Consider the following 26,067-nt stretch of genomic DNA (forward strand, 5'->3'; position numbering starts at 1 on the left):
CTTCCTCCTGTATGATATCATTCTTCAACGGAGCTGTTTGATGCGCTTAAGGCTCCTGAGCCCACAATTTCTTCAAAGCTCGTATAGCCGTAATAGTATTCATAGATCTGTTTTCCAAGAGAAGCCGCATTGGTTCCCGCATAGCCATATGGGATATTGACCGTTACCGCGATCTCCGGATTGGAATAAGGAGCAAAGGAAACGAAAAATGCATGGTTGGACCGGCTCCGATCCTCCTGTGCCGTACCTGTCTTTCCTGCCACTTCTACATGGGAGCCTGCGAATACGCTTTTTGCAGATCCCTCTGTAACCACCCGGCGGATACCGGACTGGACAGCATCCCAGGTAGAAGTCTTTGCTTCAATCTGTGAACTGGTTTCAGGGGTATAATCTTCAATCAGATTTCCGTCTGAATCCGTAAGCTTGTCCAGGAGGCTCAGTTCAAAGACCGCACCGCGATTTGCCACAGCGGAAATGTAGCGGGAAAGCTGCACGTTACTGTAGGAGTTGGTTCCCTGTCCCATAGCTGAACGCTCCGGATCCTCTGTGGTCAGATGAGGCTCTGTTTCAGGAAGTTCAATACCTGATGTGTGATCCAGACCGAACATGGATGCATATTTGCGGATTGCCTCAAGTCCCTTTTCCGAAGAATAGGTTCCATCCTCTGTAAGGCTTAAACGGTGTCCAAGCTCTGCAAAGACCACATTACAGGAATTTTGGATTCCGGTCACAATATCCTCTACTCCGTGACGTCCCGGGAATACCCAGCAGTTAATAGGCGGGCTGGACAGATCATAGGAGCCTGTACACTCAATGGTATCGGTAAGAGATATCACGCCCTCCTCCAGAGCTGCCACGGCAGTAATCGGCTTAAAAGTTGAGCCCGGCGCCTTGATGGCCTGAGTTGCATTATTATAAAGAGGATTGGACATATCGTTCTGGAGTTTCGCAAAATACGCCGCATCCACACTGCCTGACATCTTGTTATTATCATAGCTTGGGTAAGAAACGAGGGCTAACACCTCTCCGGTGCGCACATCAGTCACAACCGCTCCGGCTGTACAGGGATCTAAGGCCAGCTGCGCTGGAGTCAGCTCCAGATTGGAAATTTTCTTTTTAATAAAGTTGTAGGCATATACACTGTCTCCTCCGGCTAAAGCCGCCTGTGCTCCGGGATCCGGCTCCAGTACGCCCTGGTCAAAGAGGGCCAGACAGAGTTCGCTGCCTCTGATCACCTCGTTATTGATCAGATAGCGGAACATACGCTTAGTAAATTTCCCATCTTCCTCCAGATGAACACAAATGTAGTCAACCAGCTGTGCAAAGCTGTCATCCGCATTGGAATACTTGTTCTCCGAGTCCAGCTTTGTAGTGTCGATCCAGTTGCCGGATATACCGCTGTAGATATAATCCCTGAGGCTGATGGTTCCTTCTTTCCAGGAAAGATACTCCTCTGAACTGGTATCAATCTTATCACGCTTGATGATTCCTGTTTCTTCGGAAGCCAGAAAACTGTAGATATAATTCATATAGCTTTTCATATCCTCCGGAAGATCATTCATCGCTCTGGCATGAGGACTTAAAAGCTCATTCTTTATATCTGTCAAAATCTGTGTTTTGGATGAGGTATAGGTGCTGTAAATCTTATTTTCCACAGAAGAGGCATCCGGCTCAGCCATAGCCTCCAGAGAAAGCACATTGTTATTGATCAACTGATAATACGCATTCTTAACAGGAATCGGCTTTTTAGATCCGTCCTTTACTGTGGCAGGATCTACATCCTCGTTTACAAGGAATTTGGTGATAATTCCTGCCAGCTGCTGCTCCATCAGCTTATAGGTGGCAATCTGAAGATCCCGGTCGATGGTCAGATACACATCATTTCCAGCCTTGGCGTCCTGCTGCTCAATGACCTCCCTTGGCCGTCCCATATTATCCACATACATTTTGGTATAGCCCTTTTCGCCCTGAAGATCCAGTTCCATATACTGCTCAATGCCGATTCGGCCAACCACATCATTGAGGTTGTATTTTTCATCCTCCTCGGTGAGATTTTTACCCTTTTTATTTTCTTCCTCTCTCCACTGCTCATTCAGTCGGTCTACCTGTTCTTCCTGAACCTTTCCCGTATATCCGATAATGGGGGAGAAATACAGGCTGTCATTGTATACACGGATATAGCTTTCTTCTACAGAAACACCCTTTAGATCAGCCGCATTTTCATGGATCTCTGTCATGGTCTCCCGGCTTACATTGGTGGCTACGGTAGTGCTCTCGTATTTCTGGTACTCCGTAAGCTTCATGGTATAGATGATATTGATCATATCGAGAGCCGTCTGATCCGTAAGCTCTAAGGGATTGCCTTCTTCATCCTTCATATCGTTTAAGTTATAGCCGTCACGGCCGGAGCTTTTTTTCAGCTCAAAGGCTTCTCTTGCTGTAATGTCCGAAGGATAACGGCCGCTGGCATCATCCAGCTTTTCGGAGCTGATTCCATAAAAATTAAGCAGAAAACGCTTGTGAGAAGCCTTAGAGGTGGTGGTGAAATACATCTCTCCCTGCTCGTTTATGGCAATCTCCAGCTTTCCTTCTACCTTTTCTCCTCTTCGCTCCAAAATTGTCACCAGGCGGTAGATCATGGCATTTCGATCTGCAGGCCTTGGATAATCGCCTAGATCCTGGATCGTAACCGAATAAGCCAGTTCATTATAGGCAAGAAGCTTTCCATTGCGGTCATAGATATTGCCTCTCGTTCCCGGCGCAGTAACCATTTTTTCCGTTCGCTGCATATAGGACTGCTGATATTCATCTCCGTGGATAATCTGCAGGTCAAACAGCTTTCCAATGAGCCCTGCGTACATCAGAGTGAAAATCACTGCCAAAGCAAATAGACGGGAGGAAAAAAGCTTTTTTAAAAATTCCTTTACAACTTCTTTCAGTTCATCAAACAATGGTGGTATCTCTCCTTTTTCCTATGTCCTCTACCCGCCGGCTGGCAGACAGGAACAGACGATATATGAGAAGGGTGGTAACGGCTGTAAAAATAATCTCCGGAAGCATGATCTTCGTAAAATAATAGGGAAGATCTAATCGTCCGCGGATCAGGAAACGGAATATATAAATATACATGCAGTACCACAGACCGTTTGCCACACTCAGGATTAAAGGCAGGGTAATGTAGTCTTCATAATAATATCGGGTAAAGATTCCGTTAAAATAACCGATATAAATATAGATCAGGGTATAAAAACCAAATGAGCCGCTGTAGAATAGATCCAGCAAAAGCCCCGAAATCACGCCGTAGAACATCCCTGCGTTTTTTCCATGGATAAAACCAAAGGAAAAGGTTAAGATCAGCAGCAGATTGGGCGTTGCCGCCAGAAAGGGAAGCAGGGGGAATACACAGTTCTGGACGGTAAATGCAAGGATAATAAAGCCGATGTTGATCGCAATCTGTTTCACCTTTGCGCTGGTCACTGTTTCTCCACCTCTTCTCCATCTTTCAGATCGGTCAGGATCAGAACCTCCTGGAGGTTATCGAAATTGGCTGCGGGAATCAGATAACCGGACTGGGTCAGATGATCCGGATCAATGGTAACGTCCACCGCATATCCGATCAGAATGCCAGGAAGAAACTTCGTACTGATATTGGAAGTGATGATCTGATCCCCATCCTTTAACACAGCATCCTTGGAAAAATCGGTCAGCTTTAAACGTCCCTGCTCATAGAGGGTTAAATCTCCCGCCACAATACAGTTATAGGAGGAATCCACAGACATGGCGCCTACACGGCTGGAATCGTCAATAATTGAACGCACGGTTGCATAATTGGCTCCTACGTCTGTAACGATTCCTACAAGGCCTCCGTCTGCCACTACATTCATATCCACAGCCACTCCATCGGAAGATCCCTTATTGATCCGAAAAACCTGAAACCATTTTTCAGAGTCCCTTGCAATCACCCGGGCGCCGATTTTATTATACTGCATGTATTCCTGATCCAGCTCATATAGCTGGCGCAGTCGGTTTAACTCGAACTGCTGGGCCTGGAGCCGGTTATTTTCCTCGGTCAGCCGATCCACCTGGATCTTTAAACGGTCATTTTCGTCCAGAGCCGTCTTTAAACGTGAAATATCCGTAAGCTCATTGTAAAGTCCTGTTCCCACACGGTTTACACCGGTCTGAATAGGAATCAGAAAATACCCCACACCGGTTCTTAGAGGCTCTAAGATACCGTCCTTTAAGGAGGTAATGCCGATCAACAGGACACAAAGCAGGGTAAGCCCTGAGAGGATATATTTGCTGCGTTTTGATTCCATGGATATTCATTCCTCTTTCATGTGTTATATGATTATATAAGTTTTTCCCGGCGAAAACTTAAATACCGCCGGTCTCCGATGATCAAATGGTCGATCAGGGTAATCCCTACGACCTCTCCTGCTTCCCGGATCCGGCAGGTTAAAAGCCGATCCGAGCGGCTGGGCTCAGGGTCTCCGCTGGGATGGTTGTGGACTAAAACCATACCTACAGCAAGACAACGAAGCCCTTCAATGAGGATTTCCCTGGGAGTAACCACAGAAGCGTTTACCGTTCCTTTGGAAACAAGGAAATCACGGATCAGATGCTGTTTGGTATTCAGAAACATGACATGGATTTCCTCCTGTTCCAAATGACGCATATCTTCCATGTAATAATCCGCAATCTGATCCGGCTGTGTAAAAGCCACAGGCTCTGCGCTTACCTTCTGCTTCCAAATCCTCCTGGAAAGCTCTCCGATGCACAAAAGCTGGATTCCTTTTACAGGACCTACTCCACGGATGGACTGCAGCTGTTCCAGAGAGCAGTGCAGAAGGCCTGTAAGTCCATCTCCCGGTGCATTTTGTGATAGGATGGCGTCTGCCAGTTCAAGAGACGTGCGTTCACTGCTGCCGGTTCGTATGATGACTGCTAACAGCTCGCTGTCCGTAAGCGTCTTTGGACCGTAAGCCATGCATTTTTCATAGGGACGCTGCTCTTTGGGCAGATCCTTCATTGTAATTCTTTCCATTTATCCTCCTGACTACGCACCTCTCCAAGTACATTTTCAGGATGAGCTTTTAAATCATTTTATAAATAAACAGAGCCACTGCCACTCCAATAATGCTTGCCATGGTAATCTTGATGGTAAGTCCGAAAGTAATGACTAAAAGGCCAAAATCAATGACCAAAGGAGTATCCAGCCCAAAGGACTGGCCATAATTCATCCATTTCAGCCAGGAAATACCATCTGCCAGCTGTCCGATAAATCCTCCCAGTACAATTCCGGCTAAGAGCATAATAAGAAGGATCCAGAAATTTTTACGTCCCATAAACAAACTCTCCTAAGGAAGCCCCGAAGGACGGGGCTGTTTATCATATTACCATAAGTTTTTTTAGGTGTCATCTGAAAAAATTCTTAAGAAACAAGGCTTTTAGGGGACACAACTCCATCATCCGCCAGCTGCTGGAGGGATTTTAAAATTCCAAGCTTGGCATGATACCAGGTAAGCCCTCCCTGGAAATATACGGCATAGGGCGGCTTAATAGGGCCGTCGGCACTGAGTTCAATAGAGGAACCCTGTACAAAGGCTCCCGCAGCCATGATGACCGGACTGTCATAGCCGGGCATATCCCAGGGTTCGGGGGTGACAAAGCTGTCTACCGGAGCAGCTGCCTGGATTCCCTTACAGAAGGAGATCACTCCCTCCGGAGTACCGAAGGTAATGGCCTGGATGATATCATGACGTGATTCGGAGCCGTTTGGCACTACGCCGTAGCCCAGACGCTCGTAGATATTGGCGGCAAAAATCGCGCCCTTTAAGGCTCCTGCTACAACGGTAGGTGAAAGGAACAGACCCTGATAGAGCTGCTGATTCAGTCCTAAGCTGGCGCCCACCTCTTTTCCAAGGCCGGGGGCACTTAATCGGTAGGAAGCACGGTCTACACAGTCCTTTCTTCCGGCAATATAACCTCCAATAGGGGCCAGACCGCCGCCCGGATTCTTGATCAGGGAGCCAACGATCATATCGGCTCCTACATCCGTAGGCTCGATGGTTTCCACAAACTCTCCATAGCAGTTATCTACCATGCAGATCACCTCAGGCTTGATCTTTTTTATAAAGGCGATCAGCTCCCCGATCTGCTTTACAGAAAAGGTAGGACGGGGATCATAGCCCTTGGAACGCTGAATGGTTACAAGCTTTGTCTTTTCATTGACAGCCTTTGCAATATTTTCGTAGTCAAAGGTTCCGTCGGGAAGAAGATCCACCTGGCGGTAGGAAATGCCGTATTCCTTTAAGGAACCCACGGAATCCCTGATACCGATCACTTCCTCCAGGGTATCATAGGGCTTTCCCACAGGGGAAAGGAGCTCATCTCCGGGACGCAGGTTTCCGGAAAGAGCCACATGCAGGGCGTGGGTTCCGCTCATAAGCTGTGGACGAACCAGGGCGCTTTCTGTGTGGAATACGTGCGCATATACCTCCTCTAAGGTATCACGTCCCAGGTCATTGTAGCCATAGCCCGTGGTAGCTGCAAAATGGATATCGCTGACGCGGCATTCCTGCATGGCATGAATTACTTTTAACTGATTAAATTCTGCCCGTTCATCAATCTCCTGAAAGCGGGTTTTTAAATGTTCCTCTATCTCTGCAGCAAAATCCAGTACCTTTTTGCTGATTCCCAGTGTTTCATACATATCGGTTAATACATTCTGTTCCATTGGTCTGACTCCATTCTTTCTTTTTGTGACCTTTTTCAAGGTTCGGTCTGTCATTGTAGCACGATTCCCTCGTCCATGCAATCCTTCAGAATCTGTTTTAACGCGTTTGACGTATCGTCTGGCGCGCCTGAAAGTTCAATCCAGCGCACCTGGCGCTCTCTGCGAAACCAGGTCAGCTGGCGCTTGGCAAAATGCCTTGTATCACGTTTCAGTATATAGACTGCTTCCTCCAGGCTGCAGCGCCCTTCCAGGTAGTCCAGGATTTCCTTATAGCCTAATCCCTGCATGGAGGTCTGCCCCCGATGGCAGCCCATTTCTTTTAAGCACTGTACCTCATCGATCAGCCCCTGCTCAAGCATCAGATCCACCCTGCGGTCAATCCTGTCATACAGTCTGGTCCTGTCTGTATTCAGCACATAATAGAGGAAATGATAAGGGGATTCCTTCTGGCGCATGGCTTCATTATGATGTGAGATTTTTTCTCCTGTTTGTCTGAAATATTCGATGGCCCGGATTACCCGCTTTATATTGTTTGGATGGATCTGGGCGGCTGCCTCAGGATCTGATTCCTTAAGAATATTGTGAAGCACTTCCGGGGCCTGGGAACCGGAACGGGCAGCCAGCTCCTCCAGCTCCTGTCGGAACGGATTTTTCTCACCATCATCTTCATTCTCTGTAAAATCAATATCATAAAGGAGAGCCTGTATGTAAAATCCCGTTCCTCCGGCTATAATGGGAATTTTTTCCCGCATCCAGATATCACCAGCCGCCTTTTTTGCCAGTTTTTGAAACGTCACCACATTAAAATCCTCATCCGGATCCAGAACGTCTATCAGATGATGAGGAATATTCTCCATCTCTTCCGGTGTGATTTTGGCAGAGCCAATATCCATATGGCGGTATACCTGCATGGAATCCGCACTGATGATCTCACCGTTTACAGCCTTTGCCAGTTCAATGGATAGGGAGGTTTTTCCCACAGCCGTAGGGCCGGTAAGAATGATCAGAGGTTTTTTCTCAGAAAACATACACTCTCTCCTTTGCTGTTATACAATACGTTTAAACTTCTTTTCCAGCTCATACCGGCTCATGGAAATGATGGTCGGACGGCCATGAGGGCAGGCGTAAGGGTTTTCCAGCTCCAAAAGCTGGTCAATGAGCCGGTCCGCTTCTGCAGCAGACATAGCATGGCGTCCCTTTACAGCTGCCTTGCAGGACATGGAAGCAATCTTTTCATAAATTATATCCGGGTTATGTACGCTCATATCCTCAGAAAGACCATCGATCATTTCAAGAAGAAGTTCCTTTTTCGCAATGGAAAAAAGATTGGCCGGCACTGCCCGCACTGCGTATTCCCGGCCGCCGAAGGGCTCAATTTCAAAACCGATCCCCTTAAAATATTCCAGATACTGCTCTAATAGCAGGGCTTCTCCCTGATTTAAGGTGAGGATAACAGGGGGATTTACCAGCTGGGAATCATACTGCCTGTCCTTTAAGGAACGGACTGTTTTTTCATACAGCACCTTTTCATGGGCTGCATGCTGATCGATAATATAGAGCTGGTCATTGTACTCCACCATCCAGTAGGTATCAAACAACTGGCCGATGAGCCGGTGCTTTAAACGGGATTTTGGATCCAGGAGCTTTCCGTCAAACAGTTCCAGCTGCTGCATCGGTTCTGCAGCCTGAGAAGCCGGTACAGAAGATCGGGAGATCGGAGCAGCTGCGGCAGGGGGATTCAAAGCCCGCCCAGCATCTTCTGTCTGTTTCGTTTGAAACACTGTCTGAGTTTTTTTCTCACCTTCAGCTGATTCATTTGCAGGCAGATCCTTTTTATCAACATGCTTCCAGCCGGGAGCTTCCTCGCAGAGAAGAGATGGCCGGGAGACACCGGATCTCTGTGCAGACGCTGTCTCTTGGAACACAGGATTAGAACCGGAAGATGACGACCTGTTTCCGGAAGACAAATTTCCCGCGTCCAGACTGCTCTGCCGGCGGATCTCAAAGGGCTCCGGCTGTCTGGGCTGGCGCTCCTCTCTCCGCTTTTTGGCATCCTCCTGCCGCTTTTTGGCTGCTTCATCCAGCGTCACCTGAGGAATCAGTTCCTTGTGTGCCAGCGCTTCTCCCACTGCCTCTAACGTTCGGTTAAACACATATTCCCCATCGCTGAAGCGCAGCTCCATCTTGGTGGGGTGTACATTTACATCCAGGGTTTCAGGATCGATAGAAAGGTGCAGCATGGTAAAAGGATATTTGTGCTGCATCATATAGGGCTTATAGGCCTCTTCAATGGCTTTTGAAATAATATTGCTGCGCACATACCTGCCGTTGACAAAGTAATTTTCATAATTCCGGTTGGATCTTGCGATCACCGGCTTTCCGATAAAGCCTGTAATATGGATTCCCTCATAAACCGCATCGACAGAAAGCAGGTTGGAAGTGATCTCACGGCCAAACACGGTGTAGATCAGATCTTTCAGATTGTTATTTCCGGAGGTATACAGCTTATTCTGGTTATTTTGGATCAGACGGATGGATATATCCGGATGGGAAAGAGCAATCTTTTCTACCACTGCTGCCACGTGTGTCCCCTCTGTCATTGGGGTTTTTAAGAATTTTTTCCGTACAGGCGTATTAAAAAAGAGATTTCTGGCAATGATCGTAGTTCCTTCCGGGGCCCCCACTTCTTCTATCCCGCGCTCCGTCCCGCCTTCGATCTGATATCGGGTTCCGGTAAGTCTGTCTGCTGTTTTGGAGATCATCTCTACCTGGGATACGGCAGCAATACTGGCCAGCGCCTCTCCTCGAAAGCCAAGAGACGCAACGGTGGTAAGATCATCGGCCGAACGTATCTTGCTGGTTGCGTGGCGCAGAAAGGCGGTGGGAATCTCCTCCTTTGGGATACCGCAGCCATTGTCCGTAATGCGGATCAGGCTGCAGCCGCCCTCCCGGATCTCTACGGTCACTGCCGTAGCCTGAGCATCAATGGCATTTTCCAAAAGCTCTTTTACCACAGAAGCCGGTCTCTCGATCACCTCGCCTGCGGCGATCTGATTGATAGTTGTCTGATCCAGAACTGAAATCACAGCCATATAGCAAACCTCCTTTACAGATCCATCAAGCCGTCCAGCACATGAACCTTCATGCGTCCGCCTTCCAGATCCACATTCAGGATGCAGTCCTTGATTGCAGGAAGAAGAAGTTCCTTTCCGCCGGTAAGTTCAACTACATATACGTCATTTGCCCCTGTTTCCAGTACATCCTTCACTCTGCCAAGAACCGCTTCTTCTTCATTTACAACCGTAAGGCCGATCAGATCTGTGATAAAGTATTCATCCTCTTTTAATTCAACCGCCTGATCTCTGGTGATCAAAAGGTCTCTCTGTCTCCATGTTTCCACATCATTGATATTGTCATATCCCTTAAATTTTAAGATTACCATATTTTTAAAGAATTTTACCTGTTCGATGGAAAGCTCCAAAGGCTCTCTTCCATCCAGAATTACCTTTTTTAATGTTTTAAAGCGCTTGGCATCATCCGTTGTAGGGAATACCTTTACTTCCCCCCGTACGCCGTGGGTGGAAGTAATTACGCCTACTCGCAGCATCTGTTCCATGTCTGAACACTCACTTTCTCTTTATCTTTAACGAAACAGACCGCCGGCCAAACAGCCGACGGTCCGTCCTCTTTACTGGATCTCAACAATTACTTTCCTGTCTTCCTTAGAGGCAGCGGCCTTGACTACGGAACGGATTGCCTTAGCGATCCTGCCTTGCTTGCCAATGACCTTGCCCATATCGGCAGGAGCTACCTTGAGTTCGATCAATGTATCTTCGCCTTTCATTGACTCGGTAACGACTACTTCGTCCGGATTATCGACCAATGCCTTTGCGATCACTTCGACTAATTCCTTCATCTCTCCACCTCGTCTGCAAAGAATAATATTACTGAATACCAGCGATCTTTAACAGCTTTGCAACTGTCTCAGTTGGCTGAGCGCCGTTTGCCAGCCACTTCTTAGCAGCTTCCTCATCAAACTTGATCACGCTTGGATCTTTGGTAGAATCATAGTATCCAACTTCCTCGATAAATCTTCCGTCTCTTGGGGATCTGGAATCTGCTACTACGATTCTATAAAAAGGAGCCTTCTTCTGTCCCATTCTTCTTAATCTCATCTTTACTGCCATTTTTCTTACCTCCGTAAAATCATTTTCTATTGATTGTTTTATTTTTCTATATTAGACATACAGGAGCCTTCCTGTGTGACTAGCTTATTTAAAACGGAAGCTTAAGCTTCCCGCCCATAAGGCCACCAAGACCTCCTAAGCCCTTTCGCTTTCCGCCGCCCATAAGGCCCGGCATCTGCTTCATCATCTTCTTCATCTGGTCAAACTGCTTTACCAGACGGTTCACTTCGCTGACATCTACTCCGGCACCCTTTGCGATGCGCTGTTTCCTGGAAGGATTTATAAGGCCCGGATTGGCCCGCTCCTCCTTTGTCATGGAGAGGATAATGGATTCCACACGGCGCAGGGAGCGCTCGCCTTCATCCATATCAATGCCGGAAAGCTGGCTTCCAACACCGGGCATCATGGAAAGAATACTTCCCATACCGCCCATCTTTTTAATCTGCTGCATCTGGGTTAAGAAGTCATTGTAGTCAAACTCTGCCTTGCGCAGCTTCTGTGAAAGCTCCTTTGCCTGCTCCTCGTCTACCTCAGCCGCCGCCTTCTCGATCAAGGACTGGATATCTCCCATTCCCAAGATTCTTGAAGCCATACGATCCGGATAAAACTGTTCCAGATCAGAAAGCTTTTCTCCCATACCAATGTAGAGGATCGGCTTTCCTGTCACGGAACGGATGGAAAGAGCCGCGCCGCCTCTGGTATCGCCGTCCAACTTGGTAAGGATTACGCCGTCAATGCCGACCTTGTCATTAAAGGTACCAGCTACATTTACCGCATCCTGACCGGTCATGGCGTCTACTACCAGAATGGTCTGATATACTTCTACTGCTTCCCGGATGCCTACCAGCTCGTCCATCATACTTTCATCAATATGAAGACGGCCTGCAGTATCCAGAATCACTACGTTAAAGCCATTTTTTGAGGCGTGTTCGATAGCGCCCTTTGCAATATCCACAGGACTGATCTTATCGCCCATGGTAAATACTGGGATTCCCACCTTTTCGCCATTGACCTGCAGCTGCTTGATGGCTGCGGGACGGTATACATCGCAGGCCGCAAGAAGGGGCTTTCTGCCCTTTGCCTTTAGCTTGGCTGCAATCTTTGCCGTCGTGGTCGTCTTACCTGCACCCTGGAGACCTGCCATCATAATGACCGTAATCTCACTTGCGGGTTTTAAGGCAATCTCTGTTGTCTCAGAACCCATAAGCTTTATCAGCTCTTCGGTTACAATCTTGATTACCGTCTGTCCCGGTGTCAGGCTTCCAAATACCTCTTCGCCGACCGCCCGTTCCTGAATGGAACTTATAAACTGCTTTACTACCTTGAAGCTTACGTCGGCTTCCAAAAGAGCCATCTTTACTTCCTTTAAGGCAGCTTTTACATCGGCCTCAGACAGGCGGCCTTTGCCGCGCAGGTTTTTGAAAATATTCTGCAATTTATCGGATAAGCTTTCAAAAGCCATTGATAACCTCCTGAAGGTCTTTTGCTGTAGGGATCACAGCGCTGCCATGATCTTTCCGGACAGGCTTCGGATCTCATCCATCAGCTGTATATCCCGGGTTTTGGTACAGGTCTCTGCCAGACCGTCCAGCTCCCTGACCATATCACGGATTTTCATGAATTTTGCCACAAGATGCAGCTTTTCTTCATATTCCTCCAGTATACGGTCACAGCGCTTTTTCAGATCATGGACGCTTTGACGGCTGATTCCCTGCTCCTTTGCAATCTCGCTGGGAGAAAGGTCATTAAACACCATGTCCTCATAGATGCGGCGCTGGTGCTCCGTCAGCAGTTCTCCATAAAAATCGTACAGCAGACCCTGTTCAACGATCTTTTCCATTTCAACCACCTGTGTTATCATACACGATAGCTGCAATCTTGTCAAGCATTTTTACTTGACGAACGGTACATTTCTGCAATTTCTTTTACAAGAGCTCTGTCCAGGATCAGATTTTCCGTCAAAGGATTGATAACAGCAGGATCTCCCGCTGCTGCCTGAAGTCCGTCTGCCAGGCTGAACACCATGCAGCCCCACTCTTCCCTCTTATATGCCTTTTGAAATTCCAGCCAGTCTGTAAACATAGGCAGGAACTGCTTATGCTCATTGTTTTCAATCCGCGGGAAGAAGAGGTTGTCCTGTTTCTCTGCATCAATGGTATTCTGTCCCTTATTTAACCCCTCTGTTTTCTCAAATTTTACCGGCACCAGAAGCTTTGCCTGCAAAAGTTCTTTCTTTAAGTGTTCCTTTTTCGCTTCCACATTGGCCTCGCGCTCTGAGTAAGACACATTCCAGCGGATTTCCTGCAGATACTCTGCCATGGCACAGCGCAAAGAAGGATTAACCACAGGCACTTCCAATGACTGTCCTGCTTCTTCTTCCGGATGTTCAAGGAGATCTGACCGATTTACAAAAAGCTGATAGGAGCCATTGTCAATAAGAAGTTTCTCCATGCCAAGATAGTACAGCCATGCAAAAAGGCTTAATCGGCCCGGAAGGCCGGTATGCTCCCTTGGAATCTCCCGAAGCACCAGATGACGGTGATACTGCTCTGCATAAAAATGAAGGGCTTTAAGAGCCAGCTCCTTTGCAGAATATACATCAACCGTATCTCCGATCATAAAAGGCATACTGGAGCCTTCATCCAAAAGAATAAACAGAGAAGGCGCTGCTTTCAGCTTTTCAAGAACCGTATCATAAAGCATCTGGATCTTATCTTCATATCCGCTTACAGGCTCCTGATGATTCATCTGCTGCAGACGGCAAAGCAGGAAAATGGATTCCTGAATAGAAAGCGGAACCAGAACTGCTTCTGAAAGTGTTTCTTCCAAAACAGCGCTTAACTGCTCCTCCCGCTCTGCTCCCAGGGGACCGGCGGGCCGGCCTGCTTTTTCCTGTGCTCTGGCTGCCATAAGAAGTGCATTCTGAGCCTGTGCATCCCGGACTACTACCGTATTTTCCACAGAAGCTTTGGCCTTAACAGAAGAAACAGGTGCTGCATCCTTTAATGCCTCCTCCAGCTCCTCTGTTACAGATACCAGCACAGCTCCCTCTGCCGGGATCTGCTCCTTTGTCACACCATCCAGTTTAAAGCCGTAATGAGCCCCATAGGTTCCCTTCATATCATAAGACGCAGCCCGCAAAATCTTGGTTCCCTGCTCAATACCGGAAATCCGGCACTTAAACACCGGCTCACCCAATTCATTTAAGCAGATAGCTTCTGTCCCTGGGATCAGACGCCCCCTTGTAAGCTTTCCCGCAGCCACGGCGCTGTTTCCCTTCAGAGCGTAAATGCCGTCAATGACAAATTCAAATCCGTCTTCAAGTTTTTTTCTTCCAAATGAAAATAATCCCATTGTTTCCTCCTGGTTGTTCCGGAATATCCATCATTCCGGTATGTCTGGTAGAGATTATACAACACTCCCGCTTAAAAGGAAAGACCTTTTAAAAAGTGCCCTTTTATGCCAGGAAGTTCTCTGCAATCTTGCGGATTCCTTCCGCATCCTTTGCATACCAGCCTTCAAAATCAAGGCCGCTTTCCTGTACCGCATGGCCTAAGGCCTTTAAAAATGCCGGAATGTTCTCTTCCAGTATCGCTCCCAGCTCTTCTCCCATCCGTTCTTTTCCCTGGAAGCAGCATCCCTTTACGAAAAGATTAAAAGCAGGTTTGACTTCTTTATTTACTGATTTTACACCACCTCTGAAGCCGATTACTCCTGTCTGGTGAGTGCCGCAGGAAGATGGACAGCCAGAAATATGGATCTGAGGCAGGATACCGTCTTCAAAGCCCTCTTCACGCTCCATTTCGATCAGACGGTGAAGCAGAGCCTGGGAATCTCTTACACCCTGCTGGCAGATTGATGCGCCGATACATGCTACCGATTCCTCAAAACGGCTGCAGGAGCAGACCGCCTTTTCAGAAGAGGTAACCTCTAACACCTTTTTTACATCCTCTGCCCGGCAGTTGATCACATAAAACATTTCTTCCGGAGACAAACGAAGTTCCGCGCCGGGAATAGATTCTATCACCTCATAAAGATCTGCAAAAAGAGAAGGCTCCGGGCTTCCTCCAAGCGGATGGCAGGCTACGCTGTAAAGCCCGTTCTGTTTCTGAGGGATTACCCGCTTTCTCATATAAGGATCTGAAATAGAGGCAAATAAAATCTCCCTGGAAGCAGCAAAAGCTGTACTCTGATCCTGTACCGCCTCTTCGGATAAGGAAGTCTCTCCCATTTCCAGAGTAAGATCTCCTTCCTCCGCATAAACCTCGTCCAGCTTCTTTAAAAATGCTTCCTTATACGCCTCAGCACCTCCCAGAGCTTCCTGCATAAAACGGCTTCTGGCTTTGGCCCTGTTTTCATAATTGCCATACGCACAGAACAGCTCATGCATGGCTCGGATATAGTAAAGGATCTGATCCGGAGCCACTCCCTCTGCCACCCTTACGCCAAAAGCAGGCTTATTTCCCAGACCACCTGCGCTGTATACGTCAAAGGTGCCATCCTCTCTGGCCGCAAAGCCAAGATCCCTGTACGTCGCATGCGTGACATTCTTTGGCGTATTAGAAAATCCCACCTTCAGCTTTCGGGGCAGTTTTTTCCCCTTGATAAAGCTCATAAGATAATCAGCCGCTTTTAAAGCATAAGGAAGAACGTCAAAATATTCTCCCTCCTCCACACCGGCCAGAGGAGAAACCATTACATTTCTCGGAAAATCTCCACCACCGCCTCTTGTGACAATCCCGCAGGAAAGGGCTTTTACAGCCAGCTCACAAACCTGATCCTTTGACAGATCGTGAAGCTGCAGTGTCTGACAGGTTGTTAAATGAACCCGTTTAACCTCATATTCCTTAATACTCTGTACCACAAAGGCCAGTTTTTCCTTTGTCATCACACCGCCCGGCATACGCAGACGAAGCATGCTGGCCTTTCCGCCCTTTTGAGCATAGCTTCCGAAACCGCCCGAAATGCCCTTATAAGTTTTGGCATCCATCTCTCCGCTGTAAAACTGCTCCGTGGCCTGTTCAAACTGTCTGTAGTCCTCTTTCCAGCTCTCCGGCTGAATTGCTGTCATCTTCATAGATAACCTTCCTTTCCTGTGTAAACTCTTTTAAGCGCCCCCGTTCAAATTCCTGAATGGAAATCGCTTTTTTGTTTGGATTTGCAAATACAAAGGTTCGATCCACATTTTCCAGATAGTTCTGGATCTTATCGTTGGTAGCGCTGATGATCGCCTGGAAGCCCAGTCCCCGGATCAGTTCAATGCAGCTTGCCACCTTTTCCGCATCCATCTTGGAAAAGGCCTCGTCTAAGATCACCAGGCGGATCGACGGGCTTTTTCGAAGTCCTGCAGGCTGTCCGATATGGTAAGCCTGTGCAAAGCTTGCAAGAAGCGCTACGTACAGGGGATTTTGCCCCTCTCCGCCGGAATTTTTCCGAAGCATTTTGCTTAAACGGATCTTTATAACCTCGTCTCCGTTCTGAACCAGCTGCTGCATATCAAAAGAAAGATAGGTCCGGTAATCGGAATATTTTTCCATATTCCGTCTGGCCTCCTCAAGCTGCTCCGGCGCAGCGTTTTCCGGCGGGATAAAAATGCTGATCAGCTCGTTAATCCTGTCTCCGTAATGATTTTCATGCTCCATGGTAAAAAGGTTCAGCTGATTTTCAAAGCTGTGATCCAGCCGGGAGGGATCTACCTCTAAAGATTCATCCATAAACATATCATAATACCGTCCGTCTGCTCCCTTAGACCGCGAAATCACAAACCTGTATTTATCCTTTCCAAAATCCAGACGGCTGATGATCCGGTTCAGTTCTTCAGTCCGCAGCATGGCCTCCTTAATAGCGCTGCGGATCTTGTACATAAAATCATCCTTAAAATGCTCCACTGCCGATCGGGCCTGCCTGGCAGCCTGCTCCTTAAACCGTTCCAGATCATCACAGGAAAGGCGGTCAAGAAGACTGTCATACGCCTCGTTATCTCTGGCACTTACCGGCACATTGCGGCCCGGATAGCTGCGGATATACTCGGTACGAAGATTCATAAGCGTTTCTCTGGCCTTATTACTCTGTTCTGTCAGGATCCTGCATTTATTTTCATAGGTTTCCCGCTCTCTGTCATAGCGTATGGCCTCCCTTTCTGCCAGATAAGCCGAAAGTTCCCTGTCGTGCTCCGCATTTTCCTCAAGCTGTCCATTCTGGGATGCTGCTGTTTCTTCCAGCTCTGTAATAGAATGGGAAAAACGCTCCAATTCATTTTTGCGGCCAAGGATCAGCTCCCTCAGGCGATCCCGTTCCCGTTTCACTCCTTCACACTGCTCAAGAACAGCCGACCGTTCCTCTTCCAGCTGTCCGATATTTTGGGCTTTCAGCTCCTCTAACCGTCTGGATAACTGCTTCTTTTCGGATTCCTTTTTCTTCCAGGCCTTAATTTCCTCCAGCCACTGCATATATTCCTCTGCCGGACCTTTTAACGCCTCAAGCCCTGATATCCGCCTGCAGTCCGCAAGAACCGCTTCCAGGGGCAGTCCGGCTTTTTTAGTCTCCTCCAGTTCTTCCTGAACCAGCCGGATCCTCTTTCGCAGGCTGTCCTTTCCAATGTACGCCATACGGGTATAATGCTCCGGATTGATATGCTGAAGACGGAGATTATGATATAAAAGGCATTCTGGAGTAATACCGATTTTGCAGTCTGAAAGCTCCTCAATGGAGCGGCATTTGATCACTTTTCCAAGCAAAAGCTCCATATATGGAGCAAGAAACGCTTCTTTAACCCCGATTTCCTCTGCCAGAGAATTTTTAAGTACCGCAGCCTGAGAAGAAGCAGCTTTCTCTGTATCGAGAACCGCCACACTGTAATATTTTTTGGGATCCAGCTCACTGTAAATCTTTAAAGCGGCCCTCGCATACCTGGGGGAAACCACCAGGCTTAATTTGTTGTTTCCCAGATACCCCTCTATGGCATTGGCCCATTCCGGATGCTTTACTTCCAGAAGGTCAGCCAGCACGAATACATCTGCGCTTTTTCCTGTTTCCTCAAACAGGCGCCGTTTTAAATACTCTCTTGCCTCCTCCAGATATTTCGGATAGGCCTTGCTTCCTGCCTGAAGCTTTTCAAGCTCCTCCTTTAACTGCTTTTCCCTACGCTTTAGCTCATTGAACCGGGCAGCCGTTTCCTGGCGGAGTTTTTCTGTATCCGCCTCCATAGAAGCAAGGGATGCCTTTAAGCGGATCATCGTTTCCTTTGAAATGGTGCGCTGTTCAAACTCCTCAATATCCCAGAGTGTCTGATTGGAGGTGATATCCTCCTCCTCCCATTTTTTCAGGGAAAGGGTGGTTTTCTGCCAGCGGGCCTCGCTGCGGCTTAACTGTTCGCAAAGCTCTCCCAGGGATGAAAGCTGTTCCTTTAACTCCCCGTATCCGGTAGAGGCAATCCGGCGCAGCAGCTCATCGCTCTGGTCTGTAAGCTCCTTGATCCGGCCTTCGGCACTCTTTAAGGCTTCTGTCTGGCGGTTCAGTTCTTCTTTTCCCAGAGCCGTCCGGTCATTTAAATTCCGGATCCGGGAACGAGTATCTAAAAGCTCCAGTTTTTTTACAAACCACTGATACTTGTCCAGCTTATCCTCCAGCATGGTAAAGGTATCAAATGCTTCACGGATTGCGGTAAGGCGGCGGATCTCCTGACTGGTATCTTCAATCTTTCTGCGCATCCGTCCGTACTGCATTACGCTTTCCTGCATATCCTCCATATGGATATCCTGCTCCGTACAGATATATTCCTTAACGAAGTCCTCCAGCTTGATATTCATCCGAAAGGGGATCGCCCGTTTAAAAAGCAGAGGAAACTTCTCGCTGTCAAGTCCTCCCAGATACGTCTCATACATGATCCGGCGAAACCTCTCATTATGGGAGGTGGAAAAATGCTCTTCCTTTCCATAATGGGTATCCAGCCAGTGTTCCACTTCACGGATGGACATGGTACGGGTTTCTGTGCGGTATTCATTTTCACACAAAGGGCCTTTATGCCAGAAAAAGCGGCGGGATATCTCATTGGATGCCGTTTCTACATCAAACACAATACCGATACACTGGTATTCTTCCGTATCGGTGCGTTTTAATTCCAGTACAATAGTAGAACTGAAATTGCGGTTTCTCAAATAGGAAAATTCGTTATTGTCCCCTATATTGACCATGCCCCTTAAATATTCAATGAGGCTTCGGTCCGAATCGTCAGCAGCCGCCTTGTTAAAAAAACCTCTGCCGTCCGTATTGGCATACAGCACCAGCTGCAGGGCGTCAATTACCGTGGATTTTCCGCTTCCGGAATGACCGGTAAAAAAGTTGATCTCCTCATTTAAGGTAAGCGTCTTTCTGGAAATGTAATGCCAGTTGTTCAGACAGATCCGCGTAAAGGCCCAGAACGGCCCGGCTGCCGACTTATATTCCGTTGTCACTTTCCCCTTCCTCCTCTCCTTCTTCAAAATCAGCTAAAAGCTCTCTCACATCATCCCCCAAAAGCACTACATTGATGCTGGGATAGATGATAAACGGGCTTTCATAAGACAGCTCATCCAAAAGATCCAGCGGCTCGATCAGCTGATATTTTTTCAGCAGCGTAACCGTGCGCCGGATCTCGCTGGGAGAAGGCTGGCGTTTAAAAAGCCGGTAATTCCCCAGTTTTTCATGAACCGCTCCCAGCGTAGTATATACGTTCACGCTGGCAGATACATTTTCCATCTGTTCATCATAGATCAGTTTGAGGATAAGAAGATAAAGGGTTGCCAGTCTGGGAAGCTTTTCACCCACCAGATCTTCTCCCTGGATATAGATCATCCCCATATGGCTATTTTCCAAAACCTCAATGCCGGCGACGGCAAAATACCGGCGGATAAATTCCAGGTGGAGACTGCAGCTGCGATACTCCTTTGTATACTGGAACCGGCCTGTTTTCTTATCATATTTGCGCTCCAGCAGAAACGTCTGGCGAAGCAGAAGGCGGATCAGATCCGTGATCTCCTGTTTCGTCTGGCCCATCTGTTCGTCATAGTAGGGAATCCCTGCTTCTGTCTTTATAATTTCCGTCACGTTCTGGTCCTCCTTACAAATACAAAACCCGGATAGGTGTAAGGCCCCTTCGTTACAGGCGCCGGATCCTCCGTCTCTGCCGTATAGGTACTTTTTCTCCGGATGGATTCATCATATGCAAGGATCAGCTTTTCAAAATCCCCGTCATTTTCCACCGTATCCTCCGTTACCTCCATCCGGCCGTCCTTCATCCGGCTGGTGATAAATTCCTCAATCTCTCTGTGGCTGTAGCGGTTCTTTACCCTGTTAATGTTAAGGATCTCCTCTGCCGAAAGCTCCGGCATTTCTTCCTCATCCTTTAGCTGCTCCGTAAAAGATGCCCTGGTATGCCTGCGCCTGTAAAGAGAAGCTTCCGAAACCACATTGGGCTGGGACAGGTTCATACGTTCCCCAATGGCCTTTAGCTCATCCTCTGTTCCTCCTGTTTTGGAAAGATGGTTTAACAGCTGGATCACCAGCCCCTTCATATCATCCTCCTGGTTTAAAAGATAGCCCATACGCGTCACAGTCGCCTTAACATACCGGGAATGTTCTTTGTCCATATTGGATATCCTGTGTTCAATATCGTCAAAGCCCTTCTCCAGCTGATCCAGCTTTTCAAGGATCTCACCCGTCCCCTCTCTGCCGGAAAGACGGGTAAGCCAGGGAATATCCTCCCGCATGGAAGCAATCCAGCTTTTAATATCCGTTTTATAAAGATAAAAATTATCGCTGGTCTTTAAAATGTGGTATTTTTTATTTACCACCTCTTCCACATACCCCTCCAGATGATCCTTTAAAAGAGAACCGTAATCCCTCTGCTCCAAAAGCTTTCCGAAAAACTTATCCATGTTGTGAAGCATATCCTGAAGGGACTTATTCAGTTTTTTCGTATTTACAAGAGCCGTATCCAGAAGGCTGATGCCGGATCTGGGGTCATGTTTTAATGAAAAAAGGATGGCATAGATATTCTGGATATAGATCTGCGCTTCATCCCCCTGCTCATTACAAAGCCTGGAAAAGCTTTCTATAAAAACAGCCGCATAATCCGGAATGATAATATTGACAGTCATGGTTGCATAGTCATCCACTTTTCTGAGCCATCCGGTCTTTAAAAGCCAGTTTAAAACCCGGGTGGCCGGAGGCTCAAACTGATCCTCTTCTTCCTCTAATTCATCCTGCCAGATCACACAGCGTTTTTCTGCAAAATATTCACTTAAAAGCTGAATACACATTTCCCTGCTTAAAAAATAATTGCTGTATTCGTATTCCTCGCTGATTTTTAACAGCGCTTCAATGTAAGCAGACCGGTTCACCGAGCGGAAAAGGCTCCAGAACCGGTCCGGTATCTCCTGTATCAGTTTCATTGGTTTCCTCCTGATTTAGATACCCCTATTATATCAGGAAAAACGCCTTATGGCAATGGAGCAGTCCCATCAATTACCGCTTTCACAAGTCCCGGAATATGATAAGACTCAGCAATGATATCCGCTGTTTTTCCGATCTCCTCTTTCATCGCCTCTGCAGTAACCGGGCCGATGGCCGCATACAAGGGTCTTTCTGAATCCTCCGGCCTGCAAAATCCTCCGGCCTGTTTAAATGCACGGACGCCGGAAGGGCTTGCAAATATCAGCACACGGCATAACGACAGCTGCTCTTCCATTCGTTTCGAGGGAACGCCCTTTACCGCATAAAGAGGAATATCATCAAAAGGGATCCCTGCCTTTATAAGCATCTGAGCCAGTTTCACAGAGGCTCCCTCTGCTCTTGCCATAAGAACGCGATCCTTTGAATGAAGCACTTTAAAAAGCGCCTGAGCCAGGCTGGCAGAGCAGTATTCCTCCGGCACAAGATCCGGCCGGATCCCCCGTTCCAAAAGCGCCCTGCAGGTTGCAGCCCCGATCGCAGCCACCTTCATATGCCCTAAAGCCCGGATATCCAGGCCAGATTCAAAAAGCCCTTTAAAAAACAGCCGGACACCGTTTACACTGGTAAGAACCAGCCAGGTATATGCTCCAAGCCTGGGATATACGGAAGCCATGGCATTTTTCCCTTTTTCTTCTAGGCATTCCATCCGAAGGAGCGTTTCTGTTTTAGCCCCCTCTTTTCGCAGTGCGATTTCCATCTGATCTGTAAAATGCTCCGTTCCGATCAATCCGACGGTCATTCCATCAAGAGGCCCTCTGGGATTTACCGTTTCCGGCTGCAGGTTAAAGGCAGCCGCCTCCCCCACTACGATAATGGCAGGCGTGTGAAAGCCCTGCTCCTTCGCTTTTGCGGCAAGCGTCTCTAGATCAGCCCGCAAAACCCTCTGGTTTAAAAGAGAACCGTTCTCGATCAGGGCAGCCGGTGTCTGTGGAGACTTTCCTCCCCGGATCAGTCCCTCTGTAATAGCCGACAAGCTGTGAAAGCCCATGAGAAAAACAAGGGTTCCCTCCATTGCAGCATATGCTTTCAGCTCGTTCTGCTCACGGCCGCCCGCCAAGGTATGACCGGTAATCACATGAAAGCTGCGGCTTATGCCCCGATGGGTGACGGGAATCCCCGCAAGCTCCGGTACGGCTACCGCAGAGGTGATCCCAGGAACGGTTTCCCATGAAATCCCGGCCTCTTTTAATGCCAGGATCTCCTCCGATCCCCTGCCGAACACAAAAGGATCGCCGCCCTTTAAGCGGACTACATTTAACCCCTCTTTTGCCAGCCCGATCAAAAGGCGGTTGATCTCCTCCTGAGGCATGGAGTGGCTCCCTGCTTCCTTTCCGGCATAAATGATCCTGCAGTCCTTTCGGACAAACCCTAAAAGCTCCTGGGAAGCCAGATGGTCATAGACCACGGCATCACAGGCCTTTAACCGCTCCATCCCCCGGATGGTCAAAAGTTCTCCCGCTCCCGGTCCGGCTCCTACCAGACACACGGTACCCCATTTTTTTTCATTCCTTGATACAGGTGTAATGGTATATTTCATGGCCAAAGTAATCCTTTCCCCGCTTGATCTGCTAATGTTGTCACTGATATTTCTGAAAGTGTTCCGCACAGGTCAACCCGGCGTATCTTATTTTTAAGCTCCGCGTCCGTAAGCTGTGAAGCATGTTCCGGTCCATTGATCCCGCGAAGGCGCAGTTTCGTTTCTCCATCTTCTTCAAAGAGGTTCGCATATACGGCCACCGGCGCATGACAGCCTGCCTGAAGCGTTTCAAGCACTGACCTTTCTGCTGTAAGGCACAGACGGGATGATCTGCAGTCGATCTGGCTGCAGAGCCTGTGAGCCTCTGTATCCGCTTTCGTCTCCACTGCAAGGATTCCCTGTCCCCCGGCAGGCAGAAACTGTTCCGGACTCAAGCGGATAAAACGCCATTCTTCCCCCTCTTCAATTCCCAGGCGCTTTAACCCTGCTGCTGCTAAAAGGATCCCGTCACAGGCACCCTCTTTCAGTTTTTTTAAGCGGGTCTGCACATTTCCCCGAAGCGTCACACACACAGGCCGGCTTTCCTTATCCAGCCATTTTGTACTGCCGCAGATACTCTGCCACTGCTCCCGGATCTGCAGCTGGCGTCTGGGACTGGAGGTTCCGATGACAAGCTCCTTTTTGTCTGTCTTTGAGGCAGTCTTTGGCAGTATCAGTACATCCCCCGGATCTTCGCGCTCAGACAGCGCTGAAATCACCAGCCCCTCTGGAAGAGAAACCGGCATATCCTTGGCACTATGGACTGCAAGGTCAATGGAGCCTTCTAAAAGAGCCTGTTCAAATTCGGAAACAAATGCTCCCTTCCCCCCAAATGCCTGGAGAGGAGAATGAAGGAGCTGGTCTCCTAGCGTATCCCTTGTAAGAATCTCTGTCTGAAGACCCGGAAACTTATTTTTCAGCTGTTCAGCGATCATTTCTGCCTGGCGCAGAGCCAGAACACTTTTCCGGCTTCCGATACGAAGTATATGGTTCATGTGTTTTCTTCCTCTTTTTTTATATACATGGTCTGAGAACATTCAGCCAGCAATGCCTGTATTTCCTCTGATGAAGGGAGCTTATCCATATTAAAAACTGCCTCTGCAAGCCGGACGGAAAGGTCACGCCGCAGCCCGCCTGAATCTGGAAAACGATCCTTCATCTCTCTGCGCAGCGCTCCTAAAAGCCCGGCCCGTTCTCCCATATGGTCCGGTATGGAATGGGAAATGCGCTCCTTTAAAAGATGGGCCAGCACAGGGCTTTCACCCCCTGTACATACGGCAGCTGTCACCGGGCCGTCCGTAAACAGCGACGGGAAAAGAAAGCTGCTGTCTTCTGGCCCCTGGACCGAATTAACCGGAATTTTCCTTTGTTTGCACCACCGGGAAATGGTCCGGTTCAGCTCAATATCATTAGTGGCAGCAATGACCAGATCTGCTTTCTTTAAATCCTCCAGGCAAAAGGGGCGCATGCTCCGCCTGAAACGCACTTCCTCCTGTTCAAGGCGGTCAAACTCAGGGATAAACTCCTTTGCCACCGCATGGACCAAAACTCCAAAGGGGAGAAGGCCGCAGACCTTACGGTATGCGACCTTCCCCCCTCCGACTGTCACACAGAGCCACCCCTCAATATCTGTAAAAAAAGGGAAATAACTCATAACAGATCCTCCGGTTCATCATTGGCTGTCCGTTTTCCCAAAGCAGCCTTTCTCTCATTTAACAGACGTTCAAACTCATCCTGGCTGCAGCCCATTTCCTCCAGACGCTTTCTGCGCCTTTCCTTCATCCGTGCCAGACGTTCCTTCTCTTTTCTTTGCTGAACCGCAGCGTAAATCCCGCAAACCGCAATCAGAAGCAGGACAACTGCGCCCGCTCCGGCGATGAGCCCGTCGGGTAAAGAAATCCCTTTCTTTTCAGACGGCTCTTTGGATGAAGACGGATCTGTCTGTTCAGGTGCCTCCTGTGAAGGCTCTGCCGCACTGCTTAAAGCCTTTGTGGTATACAGCCATGCCACTCCGATCTGTCTGTCATTATAGGAATAGATGATCCGGCCGACAGCCCCCTCTGGATGGTTCTCTGGAATCTCAGTCTGCAGATACTGATCTGCGTCTCCAAATTCTGCATCATTGGGAAGAGTGATCACCGCTGTATCATCCAGATACAGCTCGGATGGCAGATAGGATACGCCGTTTATTTCTACCGGCTCTTCACCGGTGATGTAATGGGTTTCATTTTCTGCCACATTTACATTTTTGAACCGTTTAAAACCAAAATCCAGAATGGTCTTTGTATCTGAATAATGGGTCTTTTGGGTACTCTTTAAAGTCACCGCTACCTGGCGCCGGTCATCCTTTACCGCGTAAGTTACAAGGGTCTGTCCTGCAAGAGAGGTATAGCCTGTCTTTCCTGCCACTGCTTCCGGATAATAGTATTCGCTGGTTCCGTCCTCTGTAACCACCAGTTTATGCTCAAGGGAATAGGTACGCCCTTCTGTATTGTTTTTGGTGGGAGGAAGCGTGGCTTTTTTTGCCGAACAGATTTCAAGGATCTCCGGATCTGAAAATGCTGCCGCGCCGATCAGGGCCATATCGTAGGCAGAGGTCAGCTGGGCCTCATCATTTAAGCCGGACGGGTTTTCAAAATTGCTTTCCCGGCAGCCTAATGCCTCTGCCTTTTCATTCATCATGTCCGCAAAAGCCTCTCGGCTCCCTGCCACATGTTCTGCCAGGGCGTTGGCTGCCTGATTGGAGGACTGCAAAAGCATAACAGACAGACTGTCCTTCACAGACAGAACATCCCCCTCTTCCAGGCCCAGCTTATTTCCGCTTCCCGATTCTACATTATAAACGGCATCATGAGAAAACGTAACCTGCTCGTCCATGGAAGCATGTTCAGCCACTACAAGAGCTGTGAGCAGTTTTGTAATACTGGCTGGCGGAAGCTGGACATGGATATTCTGGGCAAACAGCACTGCTCCTGAATCCATATCCATCACAATCCCAGCCTCGGACTGGACACCGGTATCCGCAGGCCAGTCCGGTTTTGCGAACACGGGAAAAGCTGTCAGGGAACAGCTGAGCGCAAGTGTCAAAAAGAAACCGCACAGGCGTTTCATCCGTCGGATCATCGTATATACCC

At 48.3% G+C, this 26,067-nt stretch carries 22 protein-coding genes; all 22 read right to left on the reverse strand.

The annotated features are described in order from the left end of the window. Nucleotides 1-17: 17 nt before the first annotated feature. A complete protein-coding gene (locus ACZM6M_RS05475; protein WP_340276282.1) occupies nucleotides 18-2,951 on the reverse strand; it encodes a penicillin-binding transpeptidase domain-containing protein in 2,934 nt (977 codons plus the stop codon). Further along, complete coding sequence (gene mreD, locus ACZM6M_RS05480; protein WP_096807418.1) at nucleotides 2,944-3,477, reverse strand: rod shape-determining protein MreD; 534 nt, start codon at nucleotides 3,475-3,477, stop codon at nucleotides 2,944-2,946. Before mreD ends, ACZM6M_RS05475 begins: the two co-directional genes overlap by 8 nt. Beyond that, nucleotides 3,474-4,319: a rod shape-determining protein MreC gene (gene mreC, locus ACZM6M_RS05485; RefSeq protein WP_066548510.1), complete on the reverse strand. Its 846-nt coding sequence runs from the start codon at nucleotides 4,317-4,319 to the stop codon at nucleotides 3,474-3,476. The genes mreD and mreC overlap by 4 nt, the downstream gene beginning before the upstream one ends. Nucleotides 4,320-4,351: 32 nt before the next feature. Further along, nucleotides 4,352-5,047, reverse strand: a complete 696-nt coding sequence (radC, locus tag ACZM6M_RS05490) for a RadC family protein (RefSeq protein WP_340276279.1) — start codon at nucleotides 5,045-5,047, stop codon at nucleotides 4,352-4,354. 49 nt (nucleotides 5,048-5,096) lie between these two features. Beyond that, nucleotides 5,097-5,348: a DUF4321 domain-containing protein gene (locus tag ACZM6M_RS05495; protein WP_066548514.1), complete on the reverse strand. Its 252-nt coding sequence runs from the start codon at nucleotides 5,346-5,348 to the stop codon at nucleotides 5,097-5,099. 86 nt (nucleotides 5,349-5,434) lie between these two features. Then, on the reverse strand, nucleotides 5,435-6,739 hold the full coding sequence (locus ACZM6M_RS05500) for a methionine gamma-lyase family protein (RefSeq protein ID WP_337932594.1): 1,305 nt from the start codon (nucleotides 6,737-6,739) through the stop codon (nucleotides 5,435-5,437). Nucleotides 6,740-6,789: 50 nt separating this feature from the next. Next, a complete protein-coding gene (gene miaA / locus ACZM6M_RS05505) occupies nucleotides 6,790-7,767 on the reverse strand; it encodes a tRNA (adenosine(37)-N6)-dimethylallyltransferase MiaA (RefSeq protein ID WP_489489889.1) in 978 nt (325 codons plus the stop codon). Nucleotides 7,768-7,785: 18 nt separating this feature from the next. Beyond that, the gene (gene mutL, locus ACZM6M_RS05510; protein WP_340276276.1) at nucleotides 7,786-9,831 is read right to left on the reverse strand and encodes a DNA mismatch repair endonuclease MutL; all 2,046 of its coding nucleotides are present in this window, start codon (nucleotides 9,829-9,831) and stop codon (nucleotides 7,786-7,788) included. A gap of 14 nt (nucleotides 9,832-9,845) precedes the next feature. Continuing rightward, nucleotides 9,846-10,355 (reverse strand): ribosome maturation factor RimM, encoded by a 510-nt coding sequence (gene rimM / locus ACZM6M_RS05515; protein WP_066548524.1) that lies wholly within the window; start codon nucleotides 10,353-10,355, stop codon nucleotides 9,846-9,848. A 72-nt stretch (nucleotides 10,356-10,427) separates the two neighbouring features. Beyond that, nucleotides 10,428-10,655 carry a KH domain-containing protein gene (locus ACZM6M_RS05520; RefSeq protein ID WP_066548526.1) on the reverse strand — a complete coding sequence of 76 codons (228 nt, stop codon included), beginning with the start codon at nucleotides 10,653-10,655 and terminating at the stop codon, nucleotides 10,428-10,430. A gap of 28 nt (nucleotides 10,656-10,683) precedes the next feature. Further along, complete coding sequence (gene rpsP, locus ACZM6M_RS05525) at nucleotides 10,684-10,926, reverse strand: 30S ribosomal protein S16 (RefSeq protein ID WP_337433303.1); 243 nt, start codon at nucleotides 10,924-10,926, stop codon at nucleotides 10,684-10,686. Nucleotides 10,927-11,014: 88 nt separating this feature from the next. Beyond that, a complete protein-coding gene (gene ffh, locus ACZM6M_RS05530) occupies nucleotides 11,015-12,388 on the reverse strand; it encodes a signal recognition particle protein (RefSeq protein WP_066548532.1) in 1,374 nt (457 codons plus the stop codon). 33 nt (nucleotides 12,389-12,421) lie between these two features. Continuing rightward, nucleotides 12,422-12,766, reverse strand: coding sequence for a YlxM family DNA-binding protein (ylxM, locus tag ACZM6M_RS05535; RefSeq protein WP_066548539.1), 345 nt, complete (start codon nucleotides 12,764-12,766; stop codon nucleotides 12,422-12,424). A gap of 41 nt (nucleotides 12,767-12,807) precedes the next feature. Next, on the reverse strand, nucleotides 12,808-14,280 hold the full coding sequence (locus tag ACZM6M_RS05540) for an SseB family protein (RefSeq protein ID WP_489489893.1): 1,473 nt from the start codon (nucleotides 14,278-14,280) through the stop codon (nucleotides 12,808-12,810). Nucleotides 14,281-14,383: 103 nt separating this feature from the next. After that, entirely contained in the window at nucleotides 14,384-16,003 is a 1,620-nt protein-coding gene (locus ACZM6M_RS05545) for a nitrite/sulfite reductase (protein WP_417045609.1), read from the reverse strand. Then, nucleotides 15,948-19,379: an ATP-binding protein gene (locus ACZM6M_RS05550; protein ID WP_489489895.1), complete on the reverse strand. Its 3,432-nt coding sequence runs from the start codon at nucleotides 19,377-19,379 to the stop codon at nucleotides 15,948-15,950. Before ACZM6M_RS05550 ends, ACZM6M_RS05545 begins: the two co-directional genes overlap by 56 nt. Next, nucleotides 19,363-19,959, reverse strand: coding sequence for a DUF4194 domain-containing protein (locus ACZM6M_RS05555; protein WP_066550803.1), 597 nt, complete (start codon nucleotides 19,957-19,959; stop codon nucleotides 19,363-19,365). The genes ACZM6M_RS05550 and ACZM6M_RS05555 overlap by 17 nt, the downstream gene beginning before the upstream one ends. Nucleotides 19,960-20,006: 47 nt before the next feature. After that, entirely contained in the window at nucleotides 20,007-21,356 is a 1,350-nt protein-coding gene (locus tag ACZM6M_RS05560) for a Wadjet anti-phage system protein JetA family protein (protein WP_340276268.1), read from the reverse strand. Between the two features lie 47 nt (nucleotides 21,357-21,403). Beyond that, nucleotides 21,404-22,954: a uroporphyrinogen-III C-methyltransferase gene (cobA, locus tag ACZM6M_RS05565; RefSeq protein WP_337433300.1), complete on the reverse strand. Its 1,551-nt coding sequence runs from the start codon at nucleotides 22,952-22,954 to the stop codon at nucleotides 21,404-21,406. Further along, nucleotides 22,951-23,928: a hydroxymethylbilane synthase gene (hemC, locus tag ACZM6M_RS05570; protein WP_484076826.1), complete on the reverse strand. Its 978-nt coding sequence runs from the start codon at nucleotides 23,926-23,928 to the stop codon at nucleotides 22,951-22,953. The genes cobA and hemC overlap by 4 nt, the downstream gene beginning before the upstream one ends. After that, a complete protein-coding gene (locus ACZM6M_RS05575; protein WP_417046055.1) occupies nucleotides 23,925-24,587 on the reverse strand; it encodes a precorrin-2 dehydrogenase/sirohydrochlorin ferrochelatase family protein in 663 nt (220 codons plus the stop codon). The genes hemC and ACZM6M_RS05575 overlap by 4 nt, the downstream gene beginning before the upstream one ends. Further along, nucleotides 24,584-26,044, reverse strand: a complete 1,461-nt coding sequence (locus ACZM6M_RS05580; protein ID WP_484076178.1) for a D-alanyl-D-alanine carboxypeptidase family protein — start codon at nucleotides 26,042-26,044, stop codon at nucleotides 24,584-24,586. The genes ACZM6M_RS05575 and ACZM6M_RS05580 overlap by 4 nt, the downstream gene beginning before the upstream one ends. Nucleotides 26,045-26,067: the final 23 nt, after the last annotated feature.

The organism is Enterocloster sp., assembly GCF_057861365.1.

Bases quoted from the DNA above. Each gene is read 5' to 3' on its own strand.
- radC (WP_340276279.1), bottom strand. From the start codon at position 5,047: ATGGAAAGAATTACAATGAAGGATCTGCCCAAAGAGCAGCGTCCCTAT.
- ACZM6M_RS05500 (WP_337932594.1), bottom strand. From the start codon at position 6,739: ATGGAACAGAATGTATTAACCGATATGTATGAAACACTGGGAATCAGC.
- mreC (WP_066548510.1), bottom strand. From the start codon at position 4,319: ATGGAATCAAAACGCAGCAAATATATCCTCTCAGGGCTTACCCTGCTT.
- ACZM6M_RS05495 (WP_066548514.1), bottom strand. From the start codon at position 5,348: ATGGGACGTAAAAATTTCTGGATCCTTCTTATTATGCTCTTAGCCGGA.
- ACZM6M_RS05560 (WP_340276268.1), bottom strand. From the start codon at position 21,356: ATGAAACTGATACAGGAGATACCGGACCGGTTCTGGAGCCTTTTCCGC.
- ylxM (WP_066548539.1), bottom strand. From the start codon at position 12,766: ATGGAAAAGATCGTTGAACAGGGTCTGCTGTACGATTTTTATGGAGAA.
- ffh (WP_066548532.1), bottom strand. From the start codon at position 12,388: ATGGCTTTTGAAAGCTTATCCGATAAATTGCAGAATATTTTCAAAAAC.
- rpsP (WP_337433303.1), bottom strand. From the start codon at position 10,926: ATGGCAGTAAAGATGAGATTAAGAAGAATGGGACAGAAGAAGGCTCCT.
- cobA (WP_337433300.1), bottom strand. From the start codon at position 22,954: ATGAAATATACCATTACACCTGTATCAAGGAATGAAAAAAAATGGGGT.
- ACZM6M_RS05555 (WP_066550803.1), bottom strand. From the start codon at position 19,959: ATGGGCCAGACGAAACAGGAGATCACGGATCTGATCCGCCTTCTGCTT.
- ACZM6M_RS05540 (WP_489489893.1), bottom strand. From the start codon at position 14,280: ATGGGATTATTTTCATTTGGAAGAAAAAAACTTGAAGACGGATTTGAA.
- ACZM6M_RS05545 (WP_417045609.1), bottom strand. From the start codon at position 16,003: ATGAAGATGACAGCAATTCAGCCGGAGAGCTGGAAAGAGGACTACAGA.
- ACZM6M_RS05520 (WP_066548526.1), bottom strand. From the start codon at position 10,655: ATGAAGGAATTAGTCGAAGTGATCGCAAAGGCATTGGTCGATAATCCG.
- miaA (WP_489489889.1), bottom strand. From the start codon at position 7,767: ATGTTTTCTGAGAAAAAACCTCTGATCATTCTTACCGGCCCTACGGCT.
- mutL (WP_340276276.1), bottom strand. From the start codon at position 9,831: ATGGCTGTGATTTCAGTTCTGGATCAGACAACTATCAATCAGATCGCC.
- ACZM6M_RS05575 (WP_417046055.1), bottom strand. From the start codon at position 24,587: ATGAGTTATTTCCCTTTTTTTACAGATATTGAGGGGTGGCTCTGTGTG.
- hemC (WP_484076826.1), bottom strand. From the start codon at position 23,928: ATGAACCATATACTTCGTATCGGAAGCCGGAAAAGTGTTCTGGCTCTG.
- ACZM6M_RS05580 (WP_484076178.1), bottom strand. From the start codon at position 26,044: ATGAAACGCCTGTGCGGTTTCTTTTTGACACTTGCGCTCAGCTGTTCC.
- rimM (WP_066548524.1), bottom strand. From the start codon at position 10,355: ATGGAACAGATGCTGCGAGTAGGCGTAATTACTTCCACCCACGGCGTA.